The organism is Streptomyces clavuligerus (assembly GCF_005519465.1).
In the GTDB taxonomy this organism is placed as follows: Bacteria; Actinomycetota; Actinomycetes; order Streptomycetales; family Streptomycetaceae; genus Streptomyces; species Streptomyces clavuligerus.
In genome coordinates this window covers 1,276,706-1,296,105 of sequence record NZ_CP027858.1, presented here as the reverse complement: position 1 = coordinate 1,296,105, position 19,400 = coordinate 1,276,706, and the positions used below count along the sequence as shown (strand labels likewise).

Below are 19,400 nucleotides of genomic sequence, written 5' to 3'. Positions count from 1 at the left end.
GCTGTGCCTCCCACCGATACGGGCCCCGGCCCGGCCGCCGGGCTCGCGGGGTCCGCGTCGGCCCCCCTGGACGACTCCTGCCCCCTGGACGCCGTGGACACGGTGGAGCTGCTGCTCTCCGACGACATCCGCAGCTTCTTCCCCGAGGGCGCGGGCCTCGACCTCTTCGCGGACGTCCGCGAGGTCCCCGGCGGCACCGGCGACCCGGGTGCCCCGGGCGGGGACCGGCGCGACGGGCGCGACGGCCCCGATCTGCTGGACGACGTGGCCGACTGGGGCGCGGTCGTGACCCCGGTGGGCACCTTCCGGCTGGCCCCGGTCCGTATCGACCGCGATCTGGGACTGATCAGCCACTGGATGAACGATCCCGCCGTGGCGGCCTTCTGGGACCTGGCGGGCCCCGAGGACGTCACCGCCGACCATCTGCGGGCCCGGCTGCCCGCCGACGGCCGCAGCCTCCCCTGCCTCGGCGTCCTCGACTCCGTCCCCATGAGCTACTTCGAGATCTACCGCGCCGATCTCGACCCGCTGGCCCGCCACTATCCGGCCCGGCCCCATGACACGGGTGTCCACGTCCTGATCGGAGGGGTCGCCCACCGGGGCCGGGGCATCGGCTCGGCCCTGCTGCGGGCCGTGTCCGATCTGGTGCTGGACCACCGCGCCCGCTGCTCCCGCGTCGTCGCCGAGCCCGATCTGCGCAACACCCCGTCCGTCGCCGCGTTCCTCAACGGCGGGTTCCGTTTCGCCGCCGAGTGCGACCTCCCCGGCAAACGGGCCGCTCTCATGATCCGTGAACGGGCCCTCCGGGAGCTGCTGTGACCGGTGCCGCACCGGGGGCCGCAGCGGTTTGGCCATGGCGGGATCGCGACGGCCTGTCGGTGCCGCACCGTAGGGTGGTCGGCCTATGACAAAGCCATCCCTCCCCGAACTCCTCCATGCCGCCGTCGACGCCGTCGGCGGGGTGGAGCGGCCTGGCCAGGTCGCCATGGCCGAGGCCGTCGCCGAAGCCGTCGACGACGGGTCCCATCTGCTCGTCCAGGCCGGTACCGGCACCGGAAAGTCGCTCGGCTACCTGGTGCCGTCGGTGGCGCACGGCGAGCGGGTCGTGATCGCGACGGCGACGCTGGCGCTCCAGCGCCAGCTCGTCGAGCGCGATCTGCCCCGGACGGTGGAGGCGCTGCATCCGCTGCTGCGCCGCCGGCCCGAGTTCGCGATGCTCAAGGGACGGTCGAACTATCTCTGTCTGCACCGGCTCCACGAGGGGGTGCCGCAGGAAGAGGAGGAGGGCCTTTTCGACCCCTTCGAGGCCGCCGCCCCCACCAGCAGGCTGGGGCAGGATCTGCTGCGGATGCGGGACTGGGCGGACGAGACGGAGACGGGCGACCGGGACGCGCTGACGCCCGGTGTCTCCGACCGGGCCTGGGCCCAGGTCTCGGTCTCGTCCCGGGAGTGCCTGGGGGCGAGCAAGTGCGCCTACGGCGCCGACTGCTTCGCCGAGCAGGCCAGGGAGCGGGCGAAGCTGGCCGATGTGGTCGTCACCAATCACGCGCTGCTCGCGATCGACGCGATCGAGGGCGCGCCGGTGCTGCCGCCGCATGAGGTCCTGGTGGTCGACGAGGCGCATGAGCTGGTCTCCCGGGTGACGGGCGCGGCCACCGGCGAGCTGACCCCGGGGCAGGTGAACCGGGCGGTGCGCCGTTCGGCGAAGCTGGTGAACGAGAAGGCGGCGGACGCCCTGCTGTCGGCGGCCGAGGGCTTCGAGCGGCTGATGGAGCTGGCGCTGCCCGGCAGGCTGGAGGAGCTTCCCGAGGATCTCGGCCATGCCCTGCTGCTGCTGCGGGACGCCGCGCGGACGGTGATCTCGGCCCTGGGGTCGACCCGTGACTCCTCGGTCCAGGACGAGGACGCCGTGCGCAAGCAGGCCCTCGCCTCGGTGGAGAACGTCCACGACGTGGCGGAGCGCATTCTTCAGGGCTCCGAGTACGACGTGGTCTGGTACGAGCGCCACGACCGCTTCGGCGCCTCGCTGCGGGTCGCGCCGATGAATGTGTCGGGGCTGCTGCGGGAGAAGCTGTTCGCGGAGCGTTCGGTGGTGCTGACGTCGGCGACGCTGAAGCTCGGCGGGGACTTCAACGGGGTGGGGGCCTCGCTCGGTCTCGCTCCGGAGGGGACCGGGGGTGATGACGTCCCGCAGTGGAAGGGCCTCGATGTCGGGTCCCCGTTCGACTATCCGAAGCAGGGCATCCTCTATGTCGCCCGGCAGCTCGCCACTCCGGGCCGGGAGGGTTCCCGGGGCGACATGATGGACGAGCTGGCGGAGCTGGTGCAGGCGGCGGGCGGGCGCACGCTGGGCCTGTTCTCCTCGATGCGGGCGGCGCAGGCGGCGGCGGAGGAGCTGCGGTCCCGTCTCGATCAGCCGATCCTGCTCCAGGGCGAGGAGACGCTGGGCGAGCTGATCAAGGCGTTCGCGGCCGATCCGGCGACCTGTCTGTTCGGCACGCTCTCCCTGTGGCAGGGCGTGGATGTGCCGGGGCCGAGCTGCCAGCTCGTGGTCATGGACCGGATTCCGTTCCCCCGGCCGGACGATCCGCTGATGAGCGCCCGGCAGAAGGCGGTGGAGGAGGCCGGGGGCAATGGCTTCATGGCGGTCGCGGCGACGCACGCGGCGCTGCTGATGGCGCAGGGCGCGGGCCGTCTGGTGCGGGCCACGGGGGACCGCGGGGTGGTGGCGGTGCTCGATCCCCGGCTGGCCACGGCGCGCTACGGCAGTTTTCTGAAGGCGTCGCTGCCGGACTTCTGGTACACGACGGACCGCAATCAGGTGCGGCGTTCGCTGGCCGCCATCGACGCGGCCGCGCGGGCGGACGGCCGCTGACGCGGGGGCCGTCGGGGTACGGTGCCCGGCCGCCGGAGGGGTCGCGGTCTTTGGCGGCCGGGGTGGGCGGCGGACACAGCGGGACCCCGGGACCGGCGCAGTGGGGTCCCGGGGCCCGGTCGGAGGGCGCCGATGGTCTCAGACCCGGCGCAGCACGGCGACGACCTTGCCGAGGATGGTCGCGTCGTCGCCGGGGATGGGCTGGTAGGCGGCGTTGTGCGGGAGGAGCCAGACATGGCCGTTCTCCCGTTTGAAGCGCTTGACGGTGGCTTCGCCGTCGAGCATGGCGGCGACGATGTCGCCGTTCTCCGCGACGGGCTGGCGGCGGACGGTGACCCAGTCGCCGTCGCAGATGGCGGCTTCGATCATGGAGTCGCCGACGACCTTGAGGACGAAGAGTTCGCCGTCGCCGACGAGCTGGCGGGGGAGGGGGAAGACGTCCTCGACGGATTCCTCGGCGAGGATGGGGCCGCCGGCCGCGATCCGGCCGACCAGGGGGACATAGGAGGCGGCGGGTTTGCCGCTGGTGTCGGCGGGCTGTGCGCTGGGCTGGTCGGAGCCGCGCACCTCGTAGGCGCGGGGGCGGTGGGGGTCGCGGCGGAGGAAGCCCTTGCGCTCCAGGGCCATGAGCTGGTGGGCCACCGAGGAGGTGCTGGAGAGTCCCACCGCCTGGCCGATCTCGCGCATCGACGGGGGGTATCCCCGGCGCTGCACGGAGTCGCGGATGACTTCGATGACGCGCCGCTGCCGGTCGGTGAGCCCGGAGCTGTCCGCACGGATTCCGGGGGGGCGGCCGGGGAGGGAGCGTGCGGCCCTGGAGGGGTCCGCTCCTTCGGGGCCTGTGGCTGCTTCGGTCATGGAATGCACCGGCTCGAATCGGTTCTGGGCGCGGTCCTGGGCAGTGATGGTGGCACTGTCGGCGGTGGTGGTCACGTCGGCCCCTCTCGAATGGTCTCCCTAGCTGGACAACGGTAGTTGGTTTCGAAAGGTTGCGCCAAACACACGTTCGAGTGAAAATTCGCGGATTGCCTTACGCGGGCACGCGATTAGGTGTATTGGTGAGCGACCTTGCCTTGTTGTTGCGGTACGGCGTTGTTGCGGTACGGCGCGGCGACTCGCCGGTCGCTGTGCGGCGATGCGAGCCCTTACGGTAACGTTCCCCGCTGTGCCGAACCGGCGGATGTCCTCAGTTTTGCATCCCCCGGCAGGGATTCGCGGCATACCCGCTCGGGAAAGCCCGCGCCGGGCCTTTCCCGTACCCTCATGGCCGATCCCCGGGCGTCCGTGCGGCGCAATCGCGGCGGTCGGCGCATCCGCCCGTCCGCGCCATGCCGACGCGCTCGCGCCCGTCCCGTTCGACGCGACTCTCCGTGACCGGTGGGTCGTCGGAGCGGGCGGAACCGGAACGGCCTCCGCAGTGGTGGCGGCGACCGTGCCGAACGGCCGGGCGCGCCCCGGCCGGGGATGCCGCCGGTGGCTCTCCGCGACCCCGTGGCCACCCCTCGCGCAGGGCGCCCGGTGCCGCCGCGTCACCGCGTGTACGCCCTGTGCGATCATCGCCGCTCACACGACACGCTCTAGGGCCCCAAGCGCCGTCGAACCCCAGATGTAGTGGTTGGATTGTGGGCGTCGCCCAGTAGTTGTGGTCCCCCGTCCCGAGCGGTTCCGGCCATCGCCTATGCTGGGGACTGCTCCGAAGGGCTTGAAGGCCCCGGCGGAGCGAAGCGCATCAGTCGTGCCACGAAGGAGGGTTCGGGACCGTGCACTGCCCCTTCTGTAGGCACCCCGACAGTCGGGTCGTCGACAGCCGCACCACCGATGACGGGACGTCGATCCGACGCCGTCGGCAGTGCCCCGACTGCTCCCGCCGGTTCACGACGGTGGAGACCGCGTCGCTGATGGTGATCAAGCGCAGCGGGGTCACCGAGCCGTTCAGCCGGACCAAGGTCATCTCCGGGGTGCGCAAGGCGTGCCAGGGGAGACCGGTCACCGAGGACGCTCTCGCCCAGCTCGGCCAGCGGGTCGAGGAGGCGGTGCGGGCCACCGGCAGTGCCGAGCTGACCACCCATGACGTGGGACTGGCCATACTCGGCCCGCTGCAGGAGCTGGACCTGGTCGCCTATCTGCGCTTCGCCTCCGTGTACCGGGCCTTCGACTCGCTGGAGGACTTCGAGGCGGCCATCGCGGAGCTTCGTGAACACCGGCTGCCCGCGGAGCGGAGCGGCGGCGGAACGTGCGGGACCGGTACGGTCCCCGTTCCCGCCGGCACCGCCGACTGAGCGCGTTCCGCCGACGGGCTTCCGTCCGCCCCCCTGGGAGGACGGGCCGCCCCGGCGGACTGCTCGGCCGGACGGACGAGCGCCGCGGCCCGACGGCCGGACGGCGTACATACACAGAGATCGTTCATGGACGCTCGGGGGCGTCCGTGACACCACAGACAGACCGTGCCCTGGGAAGATCTGGGCACTTCAGGGCGTTTTTGCCCGTATATGGGAGGCGGCATGACAGAGACGACGAGCGGTCCGGCACGAGGATCCCGCACCAAGGGAACCAAGGCCACCAAGGGCCTGCGTATCGAGCGCGTCCACACCACTCCCGGCGTGCACCCGTACGACGAGGTGGTCTGGGAGCGCCGTGACGTCGTCATGACCAACTGGCGCGACGGCTCGGTCAACTTCGAGCAGCGCGGCGTCGAGTTCCCCGACTTCTGGTCGGTCAACGCGGTCAACATCGTCACCAGTAAGTACTTCCGCGGTGCCGTCGGCACTCCGCAGCGCGAGACCGGTCTGAAGCAGCTCATCGACCGGATCGTGAAGACGTACCGGAAGGCCGGCGAGGAGTACAAGTACTTCGCCTCCCCCGCCGACGCCGAGATCTTTGAGCACGAGCTGGCCTACGCCCTGCTCCACCAGATCTTCAGCTTCAACTCGCCGGTGTGGTTCAACGTCGGTACGCCCCAGCCGCAGCAGGTCTCCGCCTGCTTCATCCTCTCCGTCGACGACTCCATGGAGTCGATTCTCGACTGGTACAAGGAAGAGGGCATGATCTTCAAGGGAGGTTCCGGCGCCGGTCTGAACCTTTCCCGTATCCGTTCCTCCAAGGAACTGCTCTCCTCCGGCGGCAATGCCTCCGGCCCCGTTTCCTTTATGCGCGGAGCCGACGCCTCCGCCGGAACGATCAAGTCGGGCGGTGCCACCCGCCGCGCCGCCAAGATGGTCATTCTCGATGTCGACCACCCCGATATCGAGGGCTTCATCGAGACCAAGGTCAAGGAAGAGGAGAAGATCCGCGCCCTGCGCGACGCGGGCTTCGACATGGACCTCGGCGGCGACGACATCACGTCCGTCCAGTACCAGAACGCCAATAACAGCGTCCGGGTGAACGACGAGTTCATGCGCGCCGTCGAATCCGGCTCCGCCTTCGGGCTGCGCGCCCGGATGACCGGCGAGATCATCGAGCAGGTCGACGCCAAGGCGCTCTTCCGCAAGATGGCCCAGGCGGCGTGGGCCTGTGCCGACCCGGGCATCCAGTACGACGACACGATCAACCGCTGGCACACCTGCCCCGAGTCCGGCCGGATCAACGGCTCGAACCCGTGCAGCGAGTACATGCACCTGGACAACACGTCCTGCAACCTCGCCTCGCTCAACCTGATGAAGTTCCTCACGGACGACGGTGAGGGCAACCAGTCCTTCGACGTCGAGCGCTTCGCGAAGGTCGTCGAGCTGGTCATCACCGCGATGGACATCTCCATCTGCTTCGCCGACTTCCCCACCCAGAAGATCGGCGAGAACACCCGCGCCTTCCGCCAGCTCGGCATCGGCTACGCCAACCTCGGCGCGCTGCTCATGGCCACCGGCCACGCCTACGACAGCGACGGCGGCCGGGCCATCGCGGGCGCCATCAGCTCGCTGATGACCGGTACCTCCTACCGGCGCTCCGCCGAGCTGGCCGCCGTGGTCGGCCCGTACGACGGCTACGCCCGCAACGCGGCCCCCCACAACCAGGTCATGCGGCAGCACGCCGACGCCAACGACACGGCCGTCCGCATGGACGACCTGGACACCCCGATCTGGGCCGCCGCCACGGAGACCTGGCAGGACGTGCTCCGCCTCGGTGAGAAGAACGGTTTCCGCAACGCCCAGGCGTCGGTCATCGCCCCCACCGGCACCATCGGTCTCGCGATGTCCTGCGACACCACCGGCCTGGAGCCCGACCTCGCGCTGGTCAAGTTCAAGAAGCTGGTCGGCGGCGGCTCGATGCAGATCGTCAACGGCACGGTGCCGCAGGCCCTGCGCCGTCTCGGCTACCAGGCCGAGCAGATCGAGGCGATCGTCGAGCACATCGCCGAGCACGGCAATGTGCTCGACGCCCCCGGCCTCAAGACCGAGCACTACGAGGTGTTCGACTGCGCCATGGGCGAGCGCTCCATCTCCGCGATGGGCCACGTCCGCATGATGGCCGCGATCCAGCCGTGGATCTCCGGCGCCCTCTCCAAGACGGTCAACATGCCGGAGTCGGCGACCGTCGAGGAGGTCGAGGAGATCTACTTCGAGGCGTGGAAGATGGGCGTCAAGGCGCTCGCCATCTACCGCGACAACTGCAAGGTCGGCCAGCCCCTCTCCGCCAAGACCAAGGAGAAGGAGCAGGACGGGATCGCCGAGAAGACCGAGGACACCATCCGTGCCGCGGTCGAGAAGGTGATCGAGTACCGCCCGGTCCGCAAGCGCCTCCCCAAGGGCCGTCCCGGCATCACCACCTCGTTCACCGTCGGTGGCGCCGAGGGCTACATGACCGCCAACTCCTACCCGGACGACGGTCTCGGCGAGGTCTTCCTCAAGATGTCCAAGCAGGGTTCCACCCTCGCGGGCATGATGGACGCCTTCTCGATCGCCGTCTCGGTCGGCCTCCAGTACGGCGTGCCGCTGGAGACCTATGTCTCCAAGTTCACCAACATGCGTTTCGAGCCGGCCGGTATGACGGACGACCCGGATGTGCGGATGGCGCAGTCGATCGTCGACTACATCTTCCGCAGGCTGGCGCTGGACTTCCTGCCCTTCGAGACCCGCTCGGCGCTCGGCATCCACTCCGCCGAGGAGCGTCAGCGCCACCTGGACACCGGCTCGTACGAGCAGGTCATCGAGGAGGACGAGCTCGACGTCGAGGGGCTGGCCCAGTCCGCGCCGCGGCAGCAGATCCCGGCGGTCCCGGCCGCCCCGGCCGAGATCCCGGCCCCGAAGCAGGCGCACACCTCGGCCGAGCTGGTCGAGATGCAGCTCGGCATCAGCGCCGACGCCCCGCTCTGCTTCTCCTGCGGCACCAAGATGCAGCGCGCCGGGTCCTGCTACATCTGCGAGGGCTGCGGCTCCACCAGCGGCTGTAGCTGATTGGACACCGCCGCGGCCCCGCCGTGGCGACAGCGCGGGGCGCCGACCTCAGGGTCGGCGCCCCGCGCCGTGTCCGGCGCCGGTGTCCGGCGTTCCGTGCCTCAGCCCGAAGGGCCCATCAAGGGCCTCAGCCGGAGCGGCCCATCAGGGCAGGAAAGCTCTGCGGATCGGTGTCGAAACCGCGCAGCAGCGGCCGGTGCTCCCACACCCCCGGCGCGGTGCGGACGAACTCCGCGAGCACCGCGGCCGTGGACCCGGCGACCGACGCCAGATCGTCCTTCCACAGCTCGGCCACGCCCTCACCGACCCGGACCAGGGTCTTCGCCACCTCGCCGAAGGTCCGCCTGCCGTGGTTCTGCTGGATCACCACACCCACCACGACCCGGCCGTAGCGGGGCGCCAGCCGGGACAGCTCCAGCGTCATCACCTCGTCGAAACCGAAGCCCTGACCGGTTCTGCTGTCCCGTGTCAGCGCGATCGTCCCGTCGGGGGAGCGGCTGTCGAAGTGCACGACATACGCCGGTTCGCCCTGCGGTGCCTCCGCCGGGTAGGTCGCCGCGACGAGGTCGAGATCGTGCGGATCGGACCCCATCGGGCTCGGGTCCCACCGCAGCGCCACCTCGACCCTGCCGACCCCCTTGCTCAGGCTGCTCACCCGACACCCCTTCCCCGTGATCGCCGGAACTTCTCCCTGATCCGACCGTATCGGCTCGGCCCGGCCCACGGCGAGGAGTTGGCGGACGCACTCCAGTTCCGGTCTTCTCAAGCACCATGGGTCACCTGGGCATCCCCCGCCACAGGGTCTCCAGGTGCGTGCCGACGGCGGAAGGCGCCGCCGTCGGGAGTGACGTCCGGCCGGAGGAGGGCCGTACGATGGCGCGGTGCTGGTCAAGTGGACGCGTTGCACCGTCGTGGACCGTCGTGGTTTTGAACGGGGGCAGCGGAAATGGGCGGGGCTGCCGGGTGAACCGGGATTCCGGGGACAGGGCGGTGGGTGGAGCAGAGCGCTCCCCCATGTCGCCCATGTCTTCGCGTTCTGGGAGAGCCGGGCGTTCTACGACTCCTTCATGGCCCGCTCCCACGACCGGCTGGCCTCCGGGCAGGCGGGGACGTACCGCGACGCCCAGGTCCGGCTGTTCGACCACCGCTTCGATGTGAAGACGGGCTTCGAGCCCCGCTTCACCGGCGCCGACGTGGTGCGCGTCGCCCACTGCACGGTCCGCGAGGAGCGCGTCGAGCACTACACCCGGATGCAGGAGAAGGTGTGGAACCCCGCGATGGCGGGGTCGCCCGGGATGGTGCGCGGGCTCTTCGGCGCGGCTCCCGAGAACGAGTTCCTGGTGATGTCCATGTGGCAGTCCGAGGCCGAGCACGGGAAGTACCGCAGGGAGCGGGTGGAACGGCTGCTGCTGCGCACCCAGACCGAGGCGGATGTCGCCGCGCTCGCCGGGGATGTGGTGGTGCTCGAACCGTCCTGGACGGTGTGACCCACCCTGACTCCGGGGCTCCAGGACTCCGGGTGGCCTGGTGACATCGGCGGCGGGGCGTCCGGTGCCGACGTCCGATACGCCGGATGGAGCCGACCCGACCGCCCCGGCCCGCCGCCCCCGATCTAGGGTCGGGTCATGGGAAGACCGCGGCGTATCGTCCTCGTCCGGCACGGCGAGTCGGAGGGGAACGCCGATGACACGGTGTACGAACGGGAGCCCGACCACGCGCTGCGGCTGACGGGGCGGGGGCTGTCCCAGGCGGAGGAGACCGGGGCCCGGCTGCGCGAGCTGTTCGGCCGGGAGTCCGTGAGCGTCTATGTGTCGCCCTACCGGCGCACCCATCAGACCTTCCGCGCCTTCGGCCTCGACCCCGCCCGGGTCCGGGTGCGCGAGGAACCCCGGCTGCGGGAACAGGACTGGGGGAACTGGCAGGACCGCGAGGACGTACGGTTGCAGAAGGCGTACCGCGACGCCTACGGCCACTTCTTCTACCGCTTCGCCCAGGGCGAGTCCGGAGCGGATGTCTACGACCGGGTGGGCGCCTTCCTGGAGAGCCTGCACCGCAGCTTCGAATCCCCCGACCACCCGCCGAACGTCCTGCTCGTGACCCATGGACTGACGATGCGGCTGTTCTGCATGCGCTGGTTCCACTGGACGGTCGCCGAGTTCGAGTCGCTGTCGAACCCGGGCAACGGCGAGACGCGGGTACTGACCCTCGGCGACGACGGCCGCTACACCCTCGACCGGCCCTTCGAGCGGTGGCGTACCCCCGAACCGTATGGGGCCACCGGATAGAGTGGGCAGGGAGATGACCCCCGACACCACCTCCGCCTCCGGCGACGCGAGGCGCTTCGCACGTGCTCTCGACAGCCTGCGCGGGCTGTCCGTGGGAGACGCCCTCGGCTCCCAGTTCTTCGTGCCCGCCCACCACCCCCTGCTGAAGCGGCGCGAGCTGCCGCCCGGGATCTGGCAGTGGACCGACGACACCGAGATGGCCTGCTCGGTGCTGGCCGTGCTCGCGGACCACGGCCGGATCGACCAGGACGCCCTGGCCCGCTCCTTCGCCGAGCGCCACGACTTCGACCGGGGCTACGGTCCCGCCGTGAACCGTATGCTCCGGCTGATCAGGGAGGGCGGGGACTGGCGAGAACTCGCCGCCGCCCTCTTCAACGGCCAGGGGTCCTGGGGCAACGGGTCCGCGATGCGGATCGCCCCGCTCGGCGCCTGGTACGCGGACGACCCCGAGCAGGCCACCCATCAGGCCGAGATCTCCTCGTACACCACCCACCAGCACCGGGAGGCCGTCGTCGGCGCGATGGCCGTGGCCGCCGCCGCGGCCATCGCCGCCGACCCCTCGGGGACCCCGCGGCCCGGGGAACTGCTGGACGGTGTCATCGCGCTGGTGCCGCGCAGCGCCGTGGGGGCCGGGCTGCGGCGGGCCCGGGACATGCTGGACTACGACGACGCCACCACCGTCGCCGCCGTCCTCGGCAGCGGGCGGCGGACGAGCGCCCATGACACGGTGCCCTTCGCACTGTGGTCCGCGGCGCGTTCGCTGGACGACTTCGCGCGGGCCTTCTGGACGACCGCGCAGGTGGGCGGTGACGTGGACACCACCTGTGCGATCGCCTGCGGGGTGGTCGCGGCGGGAGCGGCGGGCAGGCCGCCCGCGGACTGGCTCGGCTCCGCCGAGGAGCTGCCGGAGTGGCTGCCCCGGGCCGTCTAGCCGGAGCCCCGGTCTCCTGCCCGGACGGCTTGCCCGGACCGCCCGGGTCGCGCTGTCGGAATCCCGCCATCGCGGCGGGTGTGCCGTTGCGGGGCGGGACCCGCACGCCTCGCGCGCGGACCGTGGGCACAGTTTGTTCACAAGGTCGACATAGGGCGTTCACAGATTCGCGGGTGTGATGCCGGGCTCCGGCGGCCGTGCGGAGCCGGAGGGCCGATCTGCGCGGGCTCCCTGGGGCCGGTCGATGGTCCCGTGCGGTACGGGGCGCCGTACGGGCCGCTCCGTCGGGAGCTGGTGCACGGGAACGGGGCCGGGGCGGGGGTGCTGTGGTGCGAGGCCCGGCGGCCCGGCCGTGGTTCGGTGGGGGCTCGGGCGACGGTCCCGCGGTGGCCCGGTGGGGGTTCCCGGCGGCTCCGGGCTCTCCCGGGCTCTCCGGGCCCTCCGGTGGGGAGGGCCCGGATACCCCGCCCAGGTGTGCGGAAGCGAATCGGCCGGGCGCGTGGACTGGGCCGGGGCGGCGCTCCGGTGCCCGCCCGGACCGCCCCGAACCGGCCCCGGGAAACCGGACGGAGACCGTCCGCGGCGCTCGCGGCGGACCGTCCGGACCGCTGTCGGAATCCGCCGGGAACCATGAGGGGAATCCGGTTGTCGCCCAGGGGGTCGGGCGGCGTACGCTTGCTGGCGCCATGCCCTACGAACCACCCACCCACACAGTCGAGCGCTCGATCCGGGCCCGCACCGGCGCCAGGATCATCGCCGGGGTCGACGAGGTCGGCCGCGGGGCGTGGGCCGGTCCCGTCACGGTGTGCGCCGCGATCACCGGTCTGCGCCGCCCGCCCGAAGGACTCACCGACTCCAAGCTCATCAGCCCCAGACGCCGGGACGAACTCGCCGCCGAACTGGAGCGCTGGGTCACCGCGCACGCGCTGGGACACGCCTCCCCCCAGGAGATCGACGACCTGGGCATGACGGCCGCGCTGCGGCTCGCCGCCTGTCGCGCGCTCGACGGACTGCCCGTGCGCCCGGAGGCCGTCATCCTCGACGGCAAGCACGACTACCTCGGCGCGCCCTGGACCGTGCGTACGGTGATCAAGGGCGACCGGAGCTGTGTCGCGGTCGCCGCCGCCTCGGTCATCGCCAAGGTGCGCCGGGACGCGCTCATGGCCGAACTGCCGCAGGAGTTCGCCGACTTCGCCTTCGCCGACAACGCGGGCTACCCCTCGCCCGTCCACAAGGCGGTTCTGGAGGAGCGGGGCCCCACTCCCTACCACCGGCTGTCCTGGGCGTATCTTGACGCTCTGCCCCGGTGGCGGCACCTCAAGAGGACGCGGGTGCCCGTCTCGGCCGAAGCGGCGGCGCTGGAGAGCGGGGGCCAGCTCGGCTTCGACTTCTGATTCTCGCGGCACCGCTCCGCCCACCGGGCGATCGTACGAAAGTGCCCACCCGCCTATGCCGTTCGAACCTGTATTTGATAGACATCCACTCATGCCTCTCCTTCCCGAGGAGCCTCAGATTCACGAGAGTGCCCAGGGTCCCCGCGTCGCTCCGGCCGCCGGCCGACCCGTGCCGACCCCCCGCCCCGTACCCGGTCCGCGTTCCGTGGCCGTGCCGCGTCCCGGAAACCCGGGCCCCGGACCGGCCAGGCCCGCGCCTCCGCAGCCCCGGAGCGCCGCAGCCCCGGCGCGCGAGACGGCCACGGAAGATCGTTCCCGGCCGCAGATCCAGCTCATCCCCGCCCCGGTGGACGGCGCGCTCGACGCCGCCGAGGAAGCGGTGGACCTGCTGCTCGACAGCGGACGCACCCCGAGCGACGTACTCGTCCTGACCACCGGTGAGCAGCACCCGTGGGCCGCGCACGAGCTGTCCTTCGGCGAGGCCGCCTACTGGGCCCAGCACGACGCGCGGGACGACGTCTTCTACGCCGACGCCGCCGTGCTGTCCCGGGCCGCGTCCCGGCCGGTGGTCGTGGTCGCGCTCAACGGCGGCAGCGACGGGGCCGCGGGCAGCCGCCTTCCCCAGGCGCTGGAGAAGGCCGAAGCGCTGCTGATCGTCTGCGGCGACCCGCAGCGGATCACCGCCGCCCTCGGCGTCAGCGCCTGAGCCGCTTCCGCCACCGGGGCCGTGCCCCGGTGGGCCCGCGCCCACGGACGCTCCGGTCCGGTCTCCCGTAGCCCCGGCCGGCCGGACCGCCTCCGTATGTCCGCGTACGGTCCGCGCCGTCCGGAGGGCGGGCCGGTACGGGGTCTGTCCACGGGCCCGGGCGCTGTCTTTCGGGTCCGTCGGCGTCCGGGTCCGTCGGCGTCCGGGCAAAGGGTGGCTCGACGGCTCCCGGCCGCGCCGAGGGTCCGCCGCCCGGCGCGGGGCCGGGCGCTCGGTGGTCCGGCCCCCGGACCGGGAGCCCTCGGGAGCCGTCCCGCCGCGGTGCGCGGTGTCAGCGGGCCGCGGTACGGCGCAGGGCCTCCGGAGCGCCACTGGCGGTTCGCAGCTCCCTGGGCTGCATCACGGTCGCCATGTCGGCGAGATCGCCGGGGGACGAGGTGAGATTGGGTCTGCGCCCGCCCCGGCCCTCGCCCAGCACCTGCCAGCCGCCGCGGGTCAGCGTGATGTACGCGCCGCAGCGCAGCCCGTGCAGGGTGCACGCGTCCCGCAGCCCCCACATCCAGGCGCCGTCCTCCTCCGTCCACCGTTCGTCGCCGTCGCGGCAGTAGAGAAGGATGGCGGTGCGCACGGGAGTGCGGCGGCGCAGATCGTGCGGGATCACCCGGCGCAGATGCGCCAGCAGCGCGTTGCGGAAGTCCCAACCGTCCACGGGGGCCGAGCGCCGGGCGAACGAGGCGCTGGCCGTCAGCCGTTCCTCGGGATCGAGCACCGCGACGACCGCTGTCGTCGGAGTGGGTCGATGGCGGGCGTGCAGCCCGCTGACCACCTCTCGGGGATTGCGCAGCAGGGGTATTCCTGCCGTGGCCCACTCGGCGGGCTCCAGCGTCCTGAGGCGGCCGGCGGAGTTGGCCGCTTGGCCCATCGAGGCTGCGGACGAAGCGAATCCGAAGGTCACAGTCCTCCCTTCGCATACGCGCCCACAGTGCGGGCAGGGTCGGGTGAGGGGGCGCACCGCGACACAGCCCTTCCGTACCGCCGACGGGCCGTGTGGGGAGCGTTCCAATTCTTGCTGTCCCACCGGCGTGCGGCAACGAGCAATTTGACGCCACCGGCAGGAATCGGTGGGTATGGGGCTCTTTTCCCTTCCCGTGGATGTCTTCGGCACCCGGCAGAACCGGTCTCCCCGAGGTCACGCCTGCACCGCGAGAACCAGGGGGTAGACCCCCCGGGCCCCCGCTCTGCGCAGCAGCCGCGCCGCGACCGCCAGAGTCCAGCCACTGTCCGACAGGTCGTCGACGAGCAGCACCGGGCCGCCCGCCTCCGTGAGCGCCGCGGACAGATCGGCCGGGACGGTCAGCGCGGTGTGCAACGACCGTACCCGCTGGGCGCTGTTGGTCCGGGAGAAGCCCGCCTCCAGTGCCTCGGGGACGTATTCCACCGAGCCGAGCAGCGGCATCCGGCCCACCTCGGCGATCCGTGCCCCGAGGGACCCCGTCAGCAGGGGGCGGCGCCGGGAGGCCACGGTGACCACGCCGACCGGCCGGGCCGGGGCGTCCGCCGTTCCCGAGGCCCAGCCGCCGGGCCCCTTCGCCCAGTCGGCGAGCACATGCACCACGGCGTCCACCACATCGTCGGGAACGGGACCGTCCGGCGCCTGCGCCGCCAGCATCGGGCGCAGCCGATTGCCCCAGCCGATGTCGGAGAGCCGCCCCAGCGCCCGCCCGGTGAACGCCTGCTCCCCCTCGGGGATGCGGCCCTTGAGCGCCACCCCGACCGCCGCGAGCCCCGTCGGCCACATCCTGCGCGGCTCGACCTCCACCCCCGGGCGGCTCAGCTCCCCGCGCGCGGCGGCCAGCGCCGCTTCGGAGACGGCCGTGGTGAACCGGCCTCCCGCGCAGTTGTCACAGCGCCCGCAGGGCGCCGCCGCCTCGTCGTCGAGCTGCCGCCGCAGAAACTCCATCCGGCAGCCCGTCAGTGCGACGTACTCCCGCATGGCCTGCTGCTCCGCCTCCCGCTGCCGCGCCACCCACGCGTACCGCTCGGTGTCGTACTCCCACGGCATGCCGGTCGCGGTCCAGCCGCCCTTGACCCGGCGCACCGCCCCGTCCACGTCGAGGACCTTGAGCATGGTCTCCAGCCGGGTGCGGCGCAGCTCCACCAGGGGTTCGAGCGCGGGCAGCGACAGCGGGCGCTCCGACCGGGCCAGCACATCGAGCGTGCGCCGCACCAGATCCTCCGGGGGGAAGGCCGCCGAGGCGAAGTACTTCCAGATCGCCTCGTCCTCCGGGCCCGGCAGCAGCAGCACCTCGGCGTGGCGCACCCCGCGGCCCGCGCGGCCGACCTGCTGGTAGTAGGCGATGGGGGAGGAGGGGCAGCCCAGATGGACCACGAAGCCGAGATCCGGCTTGTCGAAACCCATGCCCAGCGCGGACGTGGCGACCAGCGCCTTGACCCGGTTGCCGAGCAGATCCTCCTCGGCCTGCCGCCGGTCCGCGTCCTCCGTGCGCCCCGTGTAGGAGGCGACGGCGTGCCCGCGCTGCCGCAGATGGGCGGCGACCTCCTCGGCGGCGGCCACGGTGAGGGTGTAGATGATCCCCGACCCGGGCAGCTCGTCCAGGTGGTCGGCGAGCCAGGCCAGCCGGGTGGCCGCGTCGGGCAGCCGGATCACCCCGAGGCCCAGGCTCTCCCGGTCCAGCGGGCCGCGCAGCACCAGCGCGTCGCCGTCCGTCCCCGTGCCGAGCTGCTCGGCGACATCGGCCGTCACCCGCGCGTTCGCCGTCGCCGTGGTCGCCAGCACCGGGACGTCCGGGGACAGCTCCGCCAGCATCGTGCGCAGCCTGCGGTAGTCCGGGCGGAAGTCATGGCCCCAGTCGGAGATGCAGTGCGCCTCGTCGACCACGAGCAGTCCGGTCGCGGCGGCCAGCCGGGGCAGGACATGATCGCGGAAGTCCGGATTGTTCAACCGCTCCGGGCTGACGAGCAGCACATCCACGGTCCCGGCGGCGACCTCGGCCTGGATCGTCTCCCACTCCTCGGGGTTGGCCGAGTTGATCGTGCGGGCGTGGATACCGGCCCGGGCCGCCGCCTCGACCTGATTGCGCATCAGCGCGAGCAGCGGGGAGACGATCACCGTGGGGCCGCTGCCCCGCTGCCGCAACAGCGCGGTGGCCACGAAGTACACCGCTGACTTGCCCCAACCGGTCCGCTGGACCACCAGCGCCCGTCGGTGCTCCGCGACCAGTGCCTCGATCGCCCGCCACTGGTCCTCCCGGAGCCGGGCCGGGGCGCCGCCCGAGGGGACGAGACGGGCGAGCACCGCGTCGGCGTCGGCGCGCAGCGCGGCCCGATCACGGGGATCGGCCGCGGCCGGGGCGGGAGCGGAGTCCGGAAGATCTGCGTTGGTCATGCCCCCATGCAACCCGATGCCACCGACACCGCGCGAATGAGGCGCCGCTCCTGTGGACAACCGGCGGCGCGCCGCCCCTGTGGACAACTCCGTCACCCGGGCGTTGTCCACAGGGGTCGCGCTCCCGGGCCGGACCCGGGACCGTCGAGGCCATGAGCGAACACCACGAACACACCGGCGCCACCGACCGGACCCAGGTGACCCTGCGGGGCCCCGCCGAGCTGGCCGACGCCCTGCCCTATGTGCTGGGCTACCACCCCACCGACTCGGTCGTCCTGGTCGCCCTCCACGGCAGTCGCGGTGCCTTCGGCGGCCGGGTCCGGCTGGGCATCCCGCGCTCGCCCGCCGAGTGGCGGCCCGTCGCCCGACAGCTCGCGGAGTGCCTGATCGAGGGCAGCAGGGCGCGCGGCGACCAGCCCGACGGCGTGGCTCTCTTCCTCTGCCAGGACCCCGGATCCGAGGAGTCCGGCAGAGCCGTCATGGAGCGGTTGAGGCCCCTGTCCCACTGGTTGCGCACCGCGTGCGGCGCGCTCGACGTGCCCGTGTACGAGGCGCTGTGCATCTCCGGCGGCCGCTTCTGGTCCTACTGCTGCCCGGACCCGCGCTGCTGCCCGCCCGAGGGGCATCGGCTCGCCGCGTCCGGGACCTCCGTGATGGCCGCCGCCGCGGCGTACGCGGGGGTCCAGGTCCGCGGCTCGCTCCGTGACATGGAGGTCCGGCTGGCGCCCTGGACGGGGACCCGCGCGGCCGAGCAGGAACGGGCCCTGGACCGGGCCGCCGCCGCCCTCGTCCCCCGGATTCTGGACCGCGAGGGGCGCGTCCGGGTCACCGAGGAGACCATCGCGCTCGCGCGGGCCCTGCTGGAGCGGCTGGCCGCCGCGGTCCGCCCGCCCCGGGGCCTGGTCGGCCCGGACGCCGCCGACGACGCCCTGGTCGGCCAGGACGAGGCCGCCGCTCTGATCCTCGGCCTCCAGGACCGGGTGACCAGGGACCGGGCCGCCGAATGGATGGAAGGGTCCGAGGGGGAGCCCGCGCTCAGGCTCTGGCGGGTCCTGTCCCGCCGCTGCGTCGGCCCCTACGCGGAGCACGCGGCGGCGCCCCTGACGCTCGCGGGCTGGGTCTCCTGGTCCCTCGGCGACCAGCCCGCGGCCCGGGTGGCGCTGGGGCTCGCCCTGAGCAGGGACCCGGAGTACGTCTTCGCCCTGCTGCTGCACCAGGCGTGCAACGCGGGCCTGGAGCCCGAGGCCGTGCGCGGTGTGCTCCGTGAGGAACGGGCGGCCCGGGAGACGGCGGTGCACCGCCCCGGCGGCCCGCCGGACCGTCCGGCCCCGCGGGCGCGTGCCCCGCTCCGGCCCGTCGCACGCACCGGGCGCGGGGCGGCCCGCCCGCCGCGCTCCGGCCCGGCTCCCGGCACCCCCGGCCGGAGCGCGGGAGCCCGGCGCCGGGGAGCGGACCGGGCCGGGACGGGCGAGGGGGGAGGGAGCGGTGCGCCTGGGTGAAAGGCGTGTTTATCGTCAGGCAGACGACTATGATCACCGTCATGTCTCCCTACGACCCGTCGGCCTTCCCTCCCTTCGCCGTCACCGTCGATCTGGTCGTGCTCACCGTGCGGCGGCATGCGCTGTGCGCGCTCGTCGTCCGCCGTGGGGAGCCGCCCTTCCAGGGCCGGTGGGCGCTGCCCGGGGGTTTCGTCCGAACCGACGAGGATCTGGCCGAGGCGGCGGCCAGGGAGCTGGTCGAGGAGACCGGCCTGTGCGCCCATGACCCGGCGGCGCCTCAGCTCGCCGGGGCGGCGCACCTCGAACAGCTCGCCACATACGGCGATCCGCGGCGGGACCCCCGGATGCGGGTGGTCAGCGTGGCTCATCTGGTGCTGGCCCCCGACCTTCCGGCGCCCCGGGCGGGAGGCGACGCGAACAGCGTGCGATGGGCGACCGTGGAGGATCTGCTCGCCCAGGAGGGAGGGGCCGCCCGCGAGGACGGCCTCGCGGACCCGCTCGCCTTCGACCACGCCCGGATTCTCGCGGACGGGGTGGAGCGGGCCCGCTCCAAGATCGAGTACTCCTCGCTGGCCACCGCGTTCTGCCCGCCGGAGTTCACCGTCGGCGAGCTGCGCCGGGTGTACGAGGCGGTGTGGGGGGTCGCCCTCGATCCGCGGAACTTCCACCGGAAGGTCACCGGCACCCCCGGCTTCCTGGTGCCGTCCGGGGGGACGACGACGCGTCAGGGCGGCCGTCCCGCACAGCTCTTCCGGGCGGGTGGCGCGACGGTGCTCAACCCGCCGATGCTGCGCCCCGAGGTCTGACGGGACGCCCGGGACCACCGGGGAGCCGGACGGGTCCGCCCCCGGGCGGGCCGGATGACGGTGGTCGCCGCCGCACGCCGTCCGGCCGGGACGGGGTATCGGCGGGGTGAC

The 19,400-nt window shown here is 72.7% G+C and carries 15 protein-coding genes; 11 read left to right on the top strand and 4 right to left on the bottom strand.

Going from position 1 to position 19,400, the window contains the following annotated elements; all coding sequences use genetic code 11:
• The first annotated feature begins 3 nt into the window (after nt 1-3).
• Both CRV15_RS05130 and CRV15_RS05125 read left to right on the top strand, forming a co-directional pair.
• Nucleotides 4-819, top strand: a complete 816-nt coding sequence (locus CRV15_RS05130) for a GNAT family N-acetyltransferase (RefSeq protein ID WP_003956099.1) — start codon at nt 4-6, stop codon at nt 817-819.
• 85 nt (nt 820-904) lie between these two features.
• Entirely contained in the window at nt 905-2,875 is a 1,971-nt protein-coding gene (locus tag CRV15_RS05125; RefSeq protein WP_003956100.1) for an ATP-dependent DNA helicase, read from the top strand.
• Between the two features lie 138 nt (nt 2,876-3,013).
• Here CRV15_RS05125 and lexA read toward each other — a convergent pair whose 3' ends face one another.
• Complete coding sequence (gene lexA / locus CRV15_RS05120) at nt 3,014-3,808, bottom strand: transcriptional repressor LexA (RefSeq protein ID WP_003962101.1); 795 nt, start codon at nt 3,806-3,808, stop codon at nt 3,014-3,016.
• A gap of 827 nt (nt 3,809-4,635) precedes the next feature.
• On the opposite strand from lexA, the gene nrdR reads away from it, so the two are divergent.
• A complete protein-coding gene (nrdR, locus tag CRV15_RS05115; RefSeq protein ID WP_003956102.1) occupies nt 4,636-5,154 on the top strand; it encodes a transcriptional regulator NrdR in 519 nt (172 codons plus the stop codon).
• 222 nt (nt 5,155-5,376) lie between these two features.
• Nucleotides 5,377-8,262, top strand: a complete 2,886-nt coding sequence (locus tag CRV15_RS05110; RefSeq protein ID WP_003962102.1) for a vitamin B12-dependent ribonucleotide reductase — start codon at nt 5,377-5,379, stop codon at nt 8,260-8,262.
• A gap of 127 nt (nt 8,263-8,389) precedes the next feature.
• Here CRV15_RS05110 and CRV15_RS05105 read toward each other — a convergent pair whose 3' ends face one another.
• The gene (locus CRV15_RS05105; protein ID WP_009997743.1) at nt 8,390-8,917 is read right to left on the bottom strand and encodes a TerD family protein; all 528 of its coding nucleotides are present in this window, start codon (nt 8,915-8,917) and stop codon (nt 8,390-8,392) included.
• Between the two features lie 226 nt (nt 8,918-9,143).
• Here CRV15_RS05105 and CRV15_RS05100 point away from each other — a divergent pair, with 226 nt between their 5' ends.
• The 5 genes from CRV15_RS05100 to CRV15_RS05080 all read left to right on the top strand — a co-directional run bounded on the left by CRV15_RS05100 (nt 9,144) and on the right by CRV15_RS05080 (nt 13,578).
• A complete protein-coding gene (locus CRV15_RS05100) occupies nt 9,144-9,749 on the top strand; it encodes a YdbC family protein (RefSeq protein ID WP_003956105.1) in 606 nt (201 codons plus the stop codon).
• A 138-nt stretch (nt 9,750-9,887) separates the two neighbouring features.
• On the top strand, nt 9,888-10,547 hold the full coding sequence (locus CRV15_RS05095) for a histidine phosphatase family protein (RefSeq protein WP_003956106.1): 660 nt from the start codon (nt 9,888-9,890) through the stop codon (nt 10,545-10,547).
• Nucleotides 10,548-10,560: 13 nt separating this feature from the next.
• The gene (locus CRV15_RS05090) at nt 10,561-11,478 is read left to right on the top strand and encodes an ADP-ribosylglycohydrolase family protein (RefSeq protein WP_003962104.1); all 918 of its coding nucleotides are present in this window, start codon (nt 10,561-10,563) and stop codon (nt 11,476-11,478) included.
• Nucleotides 11,479-12,164: 686 nt separating this feature from the next.
• Entirely contained in the window at nt 12,165-12,872 is a 708-nt protein-coding gene (locus CRV15_RS05085; protein WP_003956108.1) for a ribonuclease HII, read from the top strand.
• A 91-nt stretch (nt 12,873-12,963) separates the two neighbouring features.
• Nucleotides 12,964-13,578 (top strand): hypothetical protein, encoded by a 615-nt coding sequence (locus CRV15_RS05080; protein WP_003956110.1) that lies wholly within the window; start codon nt 12,964-12,966, stop codon nt 13,576-13,578.
• Nucleotides 13,579-13,909: 331 nt separating this feature from the next.
• On the opposite strand, the gene CRV15_RS05075 is transcribed toward CRV15_RS05080, so the two are convergent.
• Both CRV15_RS05075 and CRV15_RS05070 read right to left on the bottom strand, forming a co-directional pair.
• Nucleotides 13,910-14,533, bottom strand: coding sequence for a hypothetical protein (locus CRV15_RS05075; RefSeq protein WP_003956111.1), 624 nt, complete (start codon nt 14,531-14,533; stop codon nt 13,910-13,912).
• A 234-nt stretch (nt 14,534-14,767) separates the two neighbouring features.
• Nucleotides 14,768-16,984 (bottom strand): RecQ family ATP-dependent DNA helicase, encoded by a 2,217-nt coding sequence (locus tag CRV15_RS05070; protein WP_003962106.1) that lies wholly within the window; start codon nt 16,982-16,984, stop codon nt 14,768-14,770.
• 152 nt (nt 16,985-17,136) lie between these two features.
• Between CRV15_RS05070 and CRV15_RS05065 the strand changes: the two genes are divergently transcribed.
• Together CRV15_RS05065 and CRV15_RS05060 are read left to right on the top strand one after the other, a co-directional pair.
• Nucleotides 17,137-18,483, top strand: a complete 1,347-nt coding sequence (locus CRV15_RS05065) for a DUF4192 domain-containing protein (RefSeq protein WP_003962107.1) — start codon at nt 17,137-17,139, stop codon at nt 18,481-18,483.
• Nucleotides 18,484-18,524: 41 nt separating this feature from the next.
• A complete protein-coding gene (locus CRV15_RS05060) occupies nt 18,525-19,289 on the top strand; it encodes an NUDIX hydrolase (RefSeq protein WP_029183079.1) in 765 nt (254 codons plus the stop codon).
• Nucleotides 19,290-19,400 lie beyond the last annotated feature (111 nt).

Excerpts from the sequence above, each read along its gene's own strand:
- CRV15_RS05125 (WP_003956100.1), top strand. The coding sequence starts at position 905 with ATGACAAAGCCATCCCTCCCCGAACTCCTCCATGCCGCCGTCGACGCC.
- CRV15_RS05110 (WP_003962102.1), top strand. The coding sequence starts at position 5,377 with ATGACAGAGACGACGAGCGGTCCGGCACGAGGATCCCGCACCAAGGGA.
- CRV15_RS05095 (WP_003956106.1), top strand. The coding sequence starts at position 9,888 with ATGGGAAGACCGCGGCGTATCGTCCTCGTCCGGCACGGCGAGTCGGAG.
- CRV15_RS05090 (WP_003962104.1), top strand. The coding sequence starts at position 10,561 with ATGACCCCCGACACCACCTCCGCCTCCGGCGACGCGAGGCGCTTCGCA.
- CRV15_RS05085 (WP_003956108.1), top strand. The coding sequence starts at position 12,165 with ATGCCCTACGAACCACCCACCCACACAGTCGAGCGCTCGATCCGGGCC.
- CRV15_RS05080 (WP_003956110.1), top strand. The coding sequence starts at position 12,964 with ATGCCTCTCCTTCCCGAGGAGCCTCAGATTCACGAGAGTGCCCAGGGT.
- CRV15_RS05070 (WP_003962106.1), bottom strand. The coding sequence starts at position 16,984 with ATGACCAACGCAGATCTTCCGGACTCCGCTCCCGCCCCGGCCGCGGCC.
- CRV15_RS05065 (WP_003962107.1), top strand. The coding sequence starts at position 17,137 with ATGAGCGAACACCACGAACACACCGGCGCCACCGACCGGACCCAGGTG.
- CRV15_RS05060 (WP_029183079.1), top strand. The coding sequence starts at position 18,525 with ATGTCTCCCTACGACCCGTCGGCCTTCCCTCCCTTCGCCGTCACCGTC.